This window comes from Xanthomonas hortorum pv. cynarae (genome assembly GCF_002939985.1).
GTDB lineage: Bacteria > Pseudomonadota > Gammaproteobacteria > Xanthomonadales > Xanthomonadaceae > Xanthomonas > Xanthomonas hortorum_D.
The window spans coordinates 34,963-46,850 of sequence record NZ_MDFM01000029.1 but is presented as its reverse complement, the minus strand read 5'-3'; the positions used below and the strand labels follow the sequence as shown (position 1 = coordinate 46,850).

Below are 11,888 nucleotides of genomic sequence, written 5' to 3'. Positions count from 1 at the left end.
TGGGATGGGTCGGATCATGCAAACCACCCATGCAACATCCAGCCATCCACACGGCCGGGTGCGGCGAATGCCCAGCCGCGACGGCCGCGCGCGGTTTCTACGACGTAATAGTCGCGACGTGCTTCGTCGTCGTCCCACCAGCCGCTTTCCAATCGCTCAGGACCGGAGACGATGCGTAACTGCGCATCGTGCAAGGGCACCGGCTGTGGCAACAACCAGGTGGGGCGCGGCGGGCGCGGTGGCGCATCGGTTTCGCGCAGCGTATCGCCGATGGCGCGCCGCCAGGCGCGTTCCGGGCGCGGGTCGTCGGCCGGCAGCACGCGATACACCGCCTCATCGCCGAGCCGCGCACGCAGGCGCTCGCGCAGCTGCGGCCACTCCACCGATTGCTGCGCACGTTGATCGAACAGATCGCGCATGGCCGGCACGAACGGCGGCAATTGCCGCGCCAGCAAGCGCATCGCCACTACCGGCCGCGGAATTTCCACCCGCTCCAGCCGGTTGCGTGCAAGCTCGAACAACAGCGTGGGCGCACGCTCCGGCGTCAGCAGGCCGATCTCGACATCGGTGGCGCCTTGTTCGTGCTCCAGTCGCAGCAAGAACCGTTGCACGCCACCATCGCGAATGGATAGATACGTGCACAGATCGCCGATCAAACGCCGCAGCGGGAACAACAGCGCCGGATGCATTTCCACCTCGTAGCCCAGTTCCACACGCTGGTCGAAATGATCTGGCGGTGCGTAACACTCCAAGGGGTCGTCGACCTGGCCGTAGAGGCGGTCCAGGTGATCGAGCAAACCCGCACCGAAACGCCGGCGCAGCCCATCGCGCGGCAATGCACGCACCGCAGCCAGCGTACGCACGCCCATGTGCTGCAGGCGCTCGCCGACATCGCCGGGCAAGGCGGCACGACGTACCGGCACCTTGTCGAGCGTGCTGTGCAAAGCCGGCAACTGCGTCACCACCATGCCATCGCGCAAGCCGGCCAGCACGCGCGCGGCGCGCGGTGTAGGTGCCAGTGCAAGCCGGTGCTGGAACCCCAACGCCTGCAGTTCATCGCGCAGGCGGCGCTCGAAACGTGGCCACGGACCGAACAGCCGAAAACTGGCGCCGGCTTCCAGCACGATGGCGCGCGACCATTGCTGGCTCACCAGCGAACTATGCCGATACGCCCAGGCCGCAAGAAACCGCTGCGTGCGCGCCTCAGCCTGCGCCTCGTAATCGATGGTGCGCACATTGGCCATCAGCGCATGCGCCGCCGACAGCCGCATGCCGGCTTTCAGACCGGCGGCAGACGCCGCTGCGTTGACCGAATGCAGGCTGCGCAACTGCGCCGGCCCTTCGACCAGCACCAGCGGCGCGTGCGGCTCTTCCAGACGCCGAAGGACGGCGTCCAGCGCCAGCTGCGGCAGCAGTATGCAGGCCCACAACATGCGCGCGCCTCAATGCGCCAGCCGCAACGGCTGCGAGGGGACCTGCCCACCGCGGCATTTGCGCACCTGCCAGGCATCGCGCTCGGGCAGAAATTCCAGCCGCAAGGCGGCCGGCGATGCATTGACCGCATGCTTGCGGTCGCGCAATGCGAAGGCGCAGCAATTGCCGCTGTCGGCGGCGACCTGCAGCCGCCGCAACGCGCGTGCATCGCCGGTCTGCGGCCAGCCCAACACCGCCGCGCAGGCACCGCTGCGCAGGCATTGTTCGAATGCCCACAAGGCGTCGCGCGGGTAGGCCTGTACCACTTCCAGATGTTCCAGCACCACCCCGCCCGCCTGCCAGGCCGGTGCGTAGGGAATGAACGGCGGCGCCACGAGCACTACGCGACTGCTGGCGCCAGTCATGCGCGCCAGCGTGGGCAACAACAATGCGATCTCGCCTACGCCGTGCGCGGGCAACAGCAATTCGGTCAGTGCCCGCCGCGGCCAGCCACCATCGGGCAGCAGCGCATCCAGTGCGGCATGCCCGGTGGATTCGCCGCCATGGGCAATGGCCGTGCCGTGACCTGCGCGCCACACCGTACGCGCGGCCAGCAGGGCGTCCAGCGGCAGTGCGACTGCCGCGTTGCCGTCCTGCCTGATGCGCGCGGGCTCCTGGCTCATCTCAACCCTGCCGGATCAGACCGCAGTACAGCCCTTCGATCGCGAAGTCGGCATCGGCCGCCACCACGATCGGCGCATGCGCGCGGTTGCGTGGCAACAGGCGGATGCGCTCGTCGCCGCGCTCCAGTCGTTTGATGGTGATCTCGCCATCCACCCGCGCCACCACGATCTGCCCATCGCGCGCATCGTTGCTGCGATGCACACCGACCAGATCGCCGTCCAGAATGCCGTCGTCGATCATCGAGTCGCCTTGCACCTGCAACAGATAATCCGGGCGCAGCGAGAACAGCGCGCGGTCCAGCCACAGCTGACGATCCAGCCCGATATCCGCCCCGATCGGCACACCGGCCGCCACCCGCCCCAGCACCGGCAAGGCCAGCACTGCATCGCGCGCCGGATCAGGCCTCATCCGGCCTGGCACGCGGATGCCGCGCTTTTGATTGGGCAGCAGCTCGATCAACCCGGCCTCGGCCAGTGCCTGCACGTGCTTCTGCGCGGCATTGCGCGAGGCGAAGCCGAATGCCTGCGCAATCTCGGCCAGGCTGGGCGACACCCCTGCGCGGGCCTGTTCCTGCAGGAAGATCAGCACCGCCGCACGTTTGGGAGAGAGAGGTTCCATGGAAGAAAACGGCCAGCCGGGACTAGGTGTACATTTGTACACCCCTCGGTCGCAGCAGGCGAGATTGGCCGACTCAGCTTGCTGAGCCGATTCAGCGGGCGAGCTTGTGACAAACCGGGCACCGAGTTATAACTTACGTAATAACAAAGGATGCTGCCATGAAACTCAAGATCACCTCCATCGGCAATTCCGCCGGCGTCATCCTGCCCAAGGAACTGCTGGCCCGCCTGCGCCTGGGCAAGGGCGACGAACTGTATGCGCTGGAAACGCCCGACGGCATCAAGCTGACCGCGTTCGACCCGACCCTGGCCGCGCAGATGGAGGTGGCCGAGCAGGTGATGCGCGAGGATCGGCAGGTGCTGCACAAGTTGGCCAAATGAACACGCGCATGGTCGTCTGGATCCAGCGCGCGCTTGCCTTGGCAATACACGAACGTCAGTTGAGCGAGCACGGTGGCGCAGCTGGCGTGCGTGATGAAGCCTTGCTGGATTCGGCGCTGGCACGCCCGCAACAGTTGTTCTCCTACGGCGATCCCCCGCCCGACCTGGTGGAACTGACTGCGAGCCTGGCCTATGGGCTGGCACGCAATCACCCGTTTGTGGATGGCAACAAGCGCACCGCCCATGTCTGCTATCGCGTCTTTCTTGGACTCAATGGTGCTGAGCTCATTGCGTCGCAAGAAGACAAGTACGTCGCCATGATGCAATTGGCCGATGGCGCCTGGAGCGAGAAGCAGTTTGGGCAGTGGCTACGGGCAAGGGTGCGTTTGCGTGACGACCGGCATATCCACGAGACACGACCCACCTATGGCTGAGCATCCCTCCGGCTGATAGCACTCTGCTTTGCGCTTGAGCCTTGCAGCCGTGCAGCGCGTTTCTACTTCCGTCATCAGCGGTCTCGTTGCACTGTGCACAGTGAAGAATCCAAGCAAGCACGGCGTCAATATCGCTGAAGCCTGGGCGTGCAGCCGCTCACGCAACACTGGCCATCCCTGGCCGTGCCGCTGCTACGCAACGCGTTACGCTCGTTACGCTCGTTACGCAGTCTGTTGCGTCAGCTACGCTCAGTCCTTCGCATACACCACACCCAACTTATAGATCTCCTCGCCGGCGCGACCGGTGAAACCGGCGATATGCCAGCCGCTCGGCGCGGGCAGCGTGTAGGTCTCGCTGCTCGGTGTGCCCACCTGCACGCTGCGGCCTTTGTTGGTGCGCAGGCTCAGTGAGAACACGCGGGTGCGGTCGTTGTACTTGCCCACTCTGAAGGTGGCCGAGGACAGCGTTTCGTTGGCACCCAGCGACAACGTGGTCGCCTGCCCGCCGCTGCCGCCATGCGCAAGCAGTTTGCCACTGTCCAGGATCACACCCAGGCCATCCAGGCGCGCGCCGCCGCGCAGGGTCACGCCGCTGAGCGGACGCCCACTGGCATTACCGGCCAGATCGTTGAACGGAATGCCATGCGGACCACCGAACTGGTCGCTGGTGCGCAATTGGTCGCCCACGGCCCAACCGAACTGCGCATGCAGTGGGTAATGGTCGGACAGGGGCTTGCCGGCGCTGTCGTAGAAGCCGCCGCCATCGAGCTGGTAACGGTTGGCCACCAGGGTCAGTTGCGGCGCATCGCGGTACAGGATCTTGTCGACCACCTCGCAGGCATTGGTGGGTGGCGTGCCGCAGAGCAGCGGCTCAGCGCCGGCCGCCGGTGCGCTGCCCTTGATCAATTCCAGCCATGGATCGCTCAAACCGTTGGAGGCGATCAGCTCGCGGACGTTGTCGTCGCTGCGGGTGTAGCGCGTGTTGGAATCCATCATCACCAGCACCGCGTTGCCAGCCGATCAAGTCTGGATGAACTGCGCCAGCTGGCCGATATTGGCACGGCGTGCGGACAAATCGCCCGCTTCGACACCGGCATTGGGATGCGCGTTGTAGACGTCCAGCAACACGCCATCGGCCAGGCGTACGCGCATGTAACTGAAACCCTTCGGCGTCAGGCAGTCGGTGCCGTTGCACTGATTCCACTTGATCCTGGTGAAGTCGCTGAAGGGATAGTTGCTGAGCGTATTGAGCCCGTCGCCGAAGGCAGCGCCGCCACTGGTGGCGGTGCGGTACGGATGCGCATCGCCGGCGTACAGCGTGGCGTGGTAGTTGAAGTCTTCCTGCACATTGACCAGGCCGTAAGGTGCCAGTTTCGGCGCCAGCAATGCGGTGTTGGTGGCCGGCGTTCCGCTGGACAGCCCTTCGGGCAGGCCGGCGACATTGTAGGTCAGCACGTCGAGGACGCCGACGTTTGTTTGCGCCTGGGCAATGCTTGCACAGGCAAGACCGAGCGTGATTCCGAGACTGACGAGAGTACGTAGCTGGTGGAGCATAAATCGCCTCTTGCAGTGGTGAAAAACAGCGGCTGGCACGGTGGCCAGAGAAACGGCGCTCATGCGCCGATGCAACTACACGCGCCGGTCGTGGCCGGCGCGCGCAGCGTCATTCGCTCAGGTAATGCGGGTCGATTGCGGCGCCGATCAACGTGGCCAAGGCCGGCAGTGGGCAGTCGTAATCAGGTGTGGCGCTGCTACAGCCGGGAATGAACACCGGCGATGACGGCGGCGGCGCCTGTGGCGTCAGCACGCGGCGTTCGCGCAGTTGCGCCAGGGTCTGCGCGGTGTAGCGCAAGCGGATCACGCGCTGCCCATCGGCACGGCGCCAGCGCTCGAATACCAGCGCGCCACCGGGCACGGTCTGGTCGGGCTGGTAACCGGGCAACTGCCAATGCAGATCGAACATGCCGGCCAGCAAGGTCAGCGTGCCGTCGTGCCCGGACAGCACCACCAGCCTTGCATCGCCGCCGATTGGGGTTACGCGCGATGGATTGCTGTTGCTGTTGCTGTTGCTGTTGCTGTTGCTGTTGCTGTTGCTGTTGCTGTTGCTGTTGCTGTTGCTGTTGCTGTTGCTGTTGCTGTGAGTATCAGTGGCAGCGTCGGCAGTGCTGCCTTGCTGCAAGGTCACCAGTAACCGTGCGGCCAGCGGCGAACTGGCCATGCGCGCCACCGTCGGCGCACGCAGACGCAGCGCGAACTCGGCCTGATGCGGTGCGAATGCGCGCAGCAGACTGGCCTCGTTCACGCCTTGCCACCCTAACGCGGCAAAGTCCTGTCCATCGGCCCAGCCCATGAGCAGGCTTTCGCTGATACCCGATGCCGCTGGTGCCGGGCCTTCGACACCGGCAATTCCATCGTGGGCATCGCCCATGCGTGCGGGCACCGCATCCAGACGTTGCTTGCCGGCACCGGCCTGCGCCGCACACGGCCGTTGCGCGCACTGCAGCAGCAGTTGCTGCAGGCTGTCGATCGCATCGTGTTGCGCGGCATTCCAGGCCGCCACGTCCCCACCGACGCGGCCGGCGATGGCCGCGCGCATCAATGCAGCGGCAGCCGGCTGCCGCAATGCCGGGGCACCGTCGAACAGTGGATCGGACGCGCCGTCGGCAACGCGGTGCACCGTGTTCGTGCACCCCGGCGTGAGCGTGCTTGCCAGCGCGCGTGCCGAGGCGATGGTGCGCTGGGTACGGTTGGCCCAGTAATACACGTTATCGCAACCATCGCCATCGAACACACCGAGCGGCGCGTAATGCGCGCGGTAATAGCTACCGAATAACGCTTCCAGACGTGCACCGTTCGCGGTCAGGTGACCGGCCGGCACAGCGAAGCGTGGCCAGGGACGTGCGGAGTAGCGACCCAATTGCTCCGGGCTGGACATCGCCGCACGCACGCCGTGGCGTTTGAGGATGACGACTTTTTCAAGTGTCTCCGGCGCTGCGGCAGCGGCATGCGCCACTTCCAACGCAGGCGGGCCGGCAACGAACAGCACAAAGAAACACATACAGATACGAGGCAGTAATGACATGAGTGGTCTCGAAACGTGTTGCACCCACTGCATTGCGCGAGATCTCGCGCAATGCAGCTGGCAACAGCGCCAACGCGGGCGATGCTGCCTTGCATGCGGCGCCCTGCAGTAGGCGCCGAGTAGCGGCAGTGGCTGCCGCCGACAACTGTGGAACGGCGATCAACGCAACTGCACAGCTGTCAGGTGGGCGCGGCCGATGCAGGAGCGGCATGCACCGCTCCTACGCTCGGACCACAAGCGCGCCGTCCGCAGCCAGCTGACGGCTGCTCGTCAGCCGGTCCCGGCCAATCTCAAAAACGCGCGCGCATCCCCACCGACCAGGTGCGGCCATAGTCGGTATAGCCGCCGAACAAGTGATCGCCAACGAACTGGCGCTGCACTTCGCCGGTGAGGTTGATCGCATTGACGAACACCGACAGCGTGTCGTTGACCTTGTAGGCCACATTGGCATCCAGGCTACCGAACTGGTCGCTGTTGAGCGTTGCCACATTGGCGGTGCCGACCGCGTTGAGAATGTCGTCGCTCCAGCTATAGCTGACGCGCGCCATCAACGGCCCCTTCTCATAGAACAGCACGGCGTTGTAGGTGTTCTTGGCCACGCCTTCCAGGCTGTCGGTGAAGCTGTTGCTACCGTCGTGATAGGTCGCCTTGCTGTCGGTCCAGGTGTAGTTGAGCTGCATGCCCAGGCCATCCAGCGGCGACGGCAAGCCGCTAAACACCTGCTGATACGCCACTTCCGCACCCTGCACCATCGCCTTGCTGCCGTTGGTCTTGGACGACAGCAGATAGGTCTGGCCTTCGTACACCAGGTTGGACATCTGGGTCTGGATGAAGCTGGAGATATCCTTGTAGAACAACCCGCCGGTCAGTGCGGAGGTACCGTCGATGTACAACTCGAAGGTCAGGTCGTACTGCCATGCCTCGAACGGCTGCAGCGCAGGATTGCCACCGCTGGCGGTGAAGCGTTCGCCGCTGGAATTGAAGGTGAGCTTGGACGACAGGTCGGTGAGATCGGGGCGCGTGATCACCTTGGCAGCGGAGGTACGCAGCACCATGTCCTCGCGCACGTCCCAGGCTGCATTGAACGAGGGCAGCACATTGGTGTAGGTGCGCTCGAAGTGCACCGGTTGCGCACTGCCGTTGACATCGGCATGGCCATCGGTGGCCTGTTCGGTGCGCACCACGCGCGCACCGAGATTGCCGCGCAGCTCGCGGCCGGCCAGTTCGGTGCCGAAGTTGGTCATCGCGTAGGCCGAGGCGATCTTTTCCTGCACCTCATAGGAATTCTGCAGGTCGGCGCTATTGGGCGTATTGCTCAGATCGGCGCTGGTCGGCCAATTGCCCCAGAACGTGGATTCAATCGGCGCCAACCATTGCCGCGGCAGATTGCCGTTAGCGTCCGACAGCATGTCGCCCACCGGCAATGCGGTGAAATTGCTGCCCGGAAAACGCACGCCGGCGATGCTGTTGAGCAGCAGGTCGGCACGGTCGTAAGTGCGCGAGCGCTGGCGATACTTGGCGCCCACCTTGAAGTCGCGGAAGAAGCCGCCCTCGAGCGCACGCTTGGCATCGAACTGCAGTGCGTCTTCCTTGTCGCGTGCGTCGATCTCGCGCCATTCCAGCCGGCGCCCTGCCACGGTGGCCGGGTTGGTTGGATCGAAACCGTTGGTGAAGCTCCAATCGGGCACGTTGTCGCCGTCGGCTTGCGGCATGTCCACGCGCATCGACAGGTTGGCACCGCTGCGCAGCCGGGTGCGCCGGATCGGATCCGAATCGTAGCTGTGCGCCTGCGAGTGGAATGCCACCGCGCCCAGCGTCCATTGGTCGCCGCTCCAGGTGCTGGACAGGCGCGCACTGCGATTGTCGTCGGTGATGCCAGAGGTTTCGCGCGAGATCTGCACCTGGCCGTTGCGATAATCGAAACCGGTAATGCCGCCGTTTTCCACGCGCAGATTGCTCAGCTTGGCCAGGCTGTCGAAGCCCACGCCCATGCTGTACTCGTCGTAATGCACGGTCTGCTTGGCATAGAGCAGATCCAAGTTGGTTTCCCATTGCGCGCTCGGCTTCCACTGCAGCGAGGCGGCCACACCGGTGCGTTCGCGCTCTTCCAGCTCCAGCGTCGGGCGCAGACCGGTGGGCACGTAAGTGGCGCCGGGCACACCCGGTACGCCGTTGCGGTAATAGTCCCAGCTCACCTCGTTGACGCGGTCCTGGCGCAGCGTGCGTTGCGCATACGCGCCGGAAATCAACATGCCGAAGGTGCCTTCGGCATTGACCCAATTGAACAGGCCGGAGGCGCGCGGATCGTTGGCCTGGGTGCGCTGGGCCTGGCTCGATTCCAGCGACACGTTGGTCAGCGTCTTGCCCAGTTCCAACGGGCGGAACGTGCGTACATTGATGATGCCGCCGATCGCACCTTCGTCCAGATCGGCGGTGGGACTCTTGATCACATCCAGCCCGGAGACCAGTTCGGCCGGCAGCGTGTCGTAACGGAATTGCCGCCCGGTCTGGCCGGAGGTGCGCACATTCTCGTTGACAGCCATGGTCTGGCCGTTGAGCGTGGTGACCTGGAAGTTCGGGCCCAGGCCGCGCACGCGCACGTACACCCCTTCGCCGCGATCGCGCACGATCGACACGCCGGGCACGCGCTGCAGCGCTTCGGCCACGTTCTGCGCCGGCAGCTTGCCGATGTCTTCGGCAGCGATCACATCCACCACGCTGTCGGCATAACGCTTCTGCCGCAGTGCGGCGCTGAGGCTGCCGGCGTAACTGCCGAGTACCTGGATGCTGTCCAGCTCCTGCACCGGTGCGTCTGCGCGCGGCATTGGCGCCGTTGCGGTCGTTGCGATTGCGGCTGTTGCAGGAACTGCCTGCGGCATGCCGGGTGCTGGCTCGGCGGTTTCGATCGTCACCGTGGTCGCATTGAGATAGCGGTAACGCAGGCCGGTGCCATCGAGCAATTGCTGCAAGGCCTGCTCCGGTGCAACGCCGGCAGCGGTGGCGCGGGTCTGCGGGTTGCCGGCCACGCCTGCGGCATAGACAAACTGCAGCCCGGTCTGACGCGAGAGCGCATTGAGCGCGCGTGCCAGTGGCTGGGCAGGAATCGCATCGACCGCGATGGTGGCAGGTGCCGCCTGGGCGCCGGCAGTGCCTGCATGCAAGGCGAGAGCGATCGAAAGAAACAACGTACGGCGCATCGTGGAATCCAGTAGGGGAGGAAGCAATGCGCAGCACCTCACGCGAGGCGGGAATGCTGCGTTGTACCCGGACTACGAGGATCGACAGCGACGATCGGGCACCGTTTTTTGATGAATTTTCTGTGACACGCACGGGAGGTGCGAGCGCTGGGCGCGCACAGGCGATGCACGCATCGAGACGTCACCTGGCACCACGGCTATCGCGCAAGCGTGTCTTGCGCAGGCCGGCTGCTCACGCGCAGAATTCCCGGTGCACTGACCACGCGCAGGTTCGGCTGGCCGTCGAGGAAGGCACGCAGCGAGGCGATATCGTCGCCGCGCAGATTGCCGGTGAGCCGCAACGCACCGGCGGCAGCGTCGTCGATCAACAAGCGCGTACGATTGAGCCGATTGAAGTCTTCGGCCACCGTGGCTAGCGGTGCGTCGCGGAACACGATGCGGCGCTGCCGCCAGGCATGCATCGTGGCCACCTCTTCGCTGGCGAGTTCGACCCGGCCAGTCGCATCGTCGATACGCGCGCTCTGCCCTGCCCCCAGATTGGCGAGCATCGGTTGCCCAGCGCGCTGTTCGTGCCACACGTGTACACGGCCCTCGGCCACCTCGATACGTGCCTGACGCTGATACAACGCGATGTCGAACGTGGTGCCGATATCCTCCACACGCAGATGGCCTGCGTGCACTTGCAAGGGGCGCCGGTCCGGTGCGACCACAAAGCTGGCCTGGCCGCGCAACAGCTGCAGGTGACGGCTCCACGGCGTCATGATCGCGCGCACGCTGGTCTGGGCATTCAGATGCACCACGCTGCGATCGGCCAACTGCACGCTGCGCTGCTCGCCGTGCACGGTGGCGTAGGTTTGCGTGCGCGGCCAGGCCCAGCCGGTCAGCACTGCCACCCCGCAGAGTGCTGCGGCAAGCCCCATGCTCCAGCGGCGCACGCGCGCACTGCGTTGGGCTTCGGAGCGGCGCGGCTGGGCCGCATGTTGCAACGTCAATCGTGGCGGCAACGGCAGCGCGATCACGTTCGGCGCCACTGCATCAGTGCTCTTGCGCCGGTCGGCGTCGAGCAGAGCATCCACGTCCAACTCCATGCCGCGCAACGCATCGCCCAGTTCGCCAGACACGCGCAGCACGGCCATGTATTCGCGCACATGCAGCGGCGATGCCGTCAGCCATTGCAGAAAGCTGGCCTGTTGCCCCGCATCCAGCGCCTGCATGCGTTGCAGCGCATGCCATTGCGCGGCCTCAGCGACAGCGCTGCGGCTTGGCACTGCAGACTTGCTCACCAGCTTTCTCCGCTGTCGGCCACTGCGCGTCTGCACGCTGATAACCCACGTACCACATGTTTCTTGACCATATGCGCAGACACCCCCATGCGCTCGGCGATCTGCTTGTAGCTCAGCCCATCGCGGTACTGCATCACAAGGACCGCGCAGGTGCGCTCCGGCAATGTCGCCAGCAAGGCCTGCAAGCGTTGTTGCCGCTGTTGCCGGTGCGCGGCGTCTTCCACATCGTCGCCTGCGGCCAACACCTGCGAAAACTGCTCCATCTCTTCGATGCGCAGCGGCGCCTGTTTACGTCGCACGGCCTGCTCGCGCGCCAAGTTCAGCGCCACCGTATACAGATAGGCCTCGGGATTGGCGATCGCCTCACCCTGATCCTGATGCGCACGCAACAGGCGTAGATAGGTCTCCTGCACCAGATCCTCCGCCTCTTCTTTGGCACCACGGCGCACGAAAAAGCCACGCAGCACCGATCCATGCTGGGTAAACACCTGCGTCCACGCGCGGGCGGCGTTGGCTTTCATGAGTGGGCGCTCCCCTTGCGCTGGGCCGGCTAGCCTGGCCAATGCAGGTGACACCACGATGACGCGCGGCTGCATGGCGTGCGCCCGCGCATGCAGCGTCGTGCCGCGCCGCTCCAACACGCGGGTTATCCACACAAGCGACGTCATGCGCAGCCAGCGCATCCCGCTGCACGCGTGAGCATGTTTCGACATCGCGCACGTGTGAAAGATGCATCACCCACCTACACCACACCTTGACCAGGCAGGCATCAAGGTAAGCGTTCTCCTCTCAGCCAT

At 65.0% G+C, this 11,888-nt stretch carries 9 protein-coding genes and 1 pseudogene; 2 read left to right on the top strand and 8 right to left on the bottom strand.

The genetic code is table 11. From position 1 onward, the window contains the following. Positions 1 to 14: 14 nt before the first annotated feature. From XcyCFBP4188_RS17635 to lexA, 3 genes are read right to left on the bottom strand one after another with little or no spacing between them, the layout of a single operon-like run. Entirely contained in the window at positions 15 to 1,433 is a 1,419-nt protein-coding gene (locus tag XcyCFBP4188_RS17635; protein WP_006450802.1) for a Y-family DNA polymerase, read from the bottom strand. Positions 1,434 to 1,442: 9 nt separating this feature from the next. After that, positions 1,443 to 2,096, bottom strand: a complete 654-nt coding sequence (gene imuA / locus XcyCFBP4188_RS17630) for a translesion DNA synthesis-associated protein ImuA (RefSeq protein WP_006450803.1) — start codon at positions 2,094 to 2,096, stop codon at positions 1,443 to 1,445. A 1-nt stretch (position 2,097) separates the two neighbouring features. Continuing rightward, positions 2,098 to 2,715, bottom strand: coding sequence for a transcriptional repressor LexA (lexA, locus tag XcyCFBP4188_RS17625; protein WP_006450804.1), 618 nt, complete (start codon positions 2,713 to 2,715; stop codon positions 2,098 to 2,100). A 158-nt stretch (positions 2,716 to 2,873) separates the two neighbouring features. Here lexA and XcyCFBP4188_RS17620 point away from each other — a divergent pair, with 158 nt between their 5' ends. Next, positions 2,874 to 3,095, top strand: coding sequence for an AbrB/MazE/SpoVT family DNA-binding domain-containing protein (locus XcyCFBP4188_RS17620; protein ID WP_006450805.1), 222 nt, complete (start codon positions 2,874 to 2,876; stop codon positions 3,093 to 3,095). 8 nt (positions 3,096 to 3,103) lie between these two features. Continuing rightward, positions 3,104 to 3,529, top strand: a complete 426-nt coding sequence (locus XcyCFBP4188_RS17615) for a type II toxin-antitoxin system death-on-curing family toxin (protein ID WP_074058752.1) — start codon at positions 3,104 to 3,106, stop codon at positions 3,527 to 3,529. Between the two features lie 249 nt (positions 3,530 to 3,778). Here XcyCFBP4188_RS17615 and XcyCFBP4188_RS17610 read toward each other — a convergent pair. The 5 genes and pseudogenes from XcyCFBP4188_RS17610 to XcyCFBP4188_RS17585 all read right to left on the bottom strand — a co-directional run bounded on the left by XcyCFBP4188_RS17610 (position 3,779) and on the right by XcyCFBP4188_RS17585 (position 11,612). Continuing rightward, positions 3,779 to 5,083, bottom strand: a pseudogene (locus tag XcyCFBP4188_RS17610) (jacalin-like lectin). Between the two features lie 109 nt (positions 5,084 to 5,192). Next, complete coding sequence (locus XcyCFBP4188_RS23230; RefSeq protein WP_233397337.1) at positions 5,193 to 6,587, bottom strand: histidine-type phosphatase; 1,395 nt, start codon at positions 6,585 to 6,587, stop codon at positions 5,193 to 5,195. A gap of 314 nt (positions 6,588 to 6,901) precedes the next feature. Further along, positions 6,902 to 9,808 carry a TonB-dependent receptor gene (locus XcyCFBP4188_RS17595; protein WP_104592540.1) on the bottom strand — a complete coding sequence of 969 codons (2,907 nt, stop codon included), beginning with the start codon at positions 9,806 to 9,808 and terminating at the stop codon, positions 6,902 to 6,904. A gap of 197 nt (positions 9,809 to 10,005) precedes the next feature. Further along, on the bottom strand, positions 10,006 to 11,091 hold the full coding sequence (locus tag XcyCFBP4188_RS17590; protein WP_104592539.1) for a FecR family protein: 1,086 nt from the start codon (positions 11,089 to 11,091) through the stop codon (positions 10,006 to 10,008). Beyond that, on the bottom strand, positions 11,088 to 11,612 hold the full coding sequence (locus XcyCFBP4188_RS17585) for an RNA polymerase sigma factor (RefSeq protein WP_023903059.1): 525 nt from the start codon (positions 11,610 to 11,612) through the stop codon (positions 11,088 to 11,090). Before XcyCFBP4188_RS17585 ends, XcyCFBP4188_RS17590 begins: the two co-directional genes overlap by 4 nt. Between the last annotated feature and the right edge of the window lie 276 nt (positions 11,613 to 11,888).

Coding starts and splice junctions, on each gene's coding strand:
- XcyCFBP4188_RS17635 (WP_006450802.1), bottom strand. CDS start 1,433: ATGTTGTGGGCCTGCATACTGCTGCCGCAGCTGGCGCTGGACGCCGTC.
- imuA (WP_006450803.1), bottom strand. CDS start 2,096: ATGAGCCAGGAGCCCGCGCGCATCAGGCAGGACGGCAACGCGGCAGTC.
- lexA (WP_006450804.1), bottom strand. CDS start 2,715: ATGGAACCTCTCTCTCCCAAACGTGCGGCGGTGCTGATCTTCCTGCAG.
- XcyCFBP4188_RS17620 (WP_006450805.1), top strand. CDS start 2,874: ATGAAACTCAAGATCACCTCCATCGGCAATTCCGCCGGCGTCATCCTG.
- XcyCFBP4188_RS17615 (WP_074058752.1), top strand. CDS start 3,104: ATGGTCGTCTGGATCCAGCGCGCGCTTGCCTTGGCAATACACGAACGT.
- XcyCFBP4188_RS23230 (WP_233397337.1), bottom strand. CDS start 6,587: ATGTGTTTCTTTGTGCTGTTCGTTGCCGGCCCGCCTGCGTTGGAAGTG.
- XcyCFBP4188_RS17595 (WP_104592540.1), bottom strand. CDS start 9,808: ATGCGCCGTACGTTGTTTCTTTCGATCGCTCTCGCCTTGCATGCAGGC.
- XcyCFBP4188_RS17585 (WP_023903059.1), bottom strand. CDS start 11,612: ATGAAAGCCAACGCCGCCCGCGCGTGGACGCAGGTGTTTACCCAGCAT.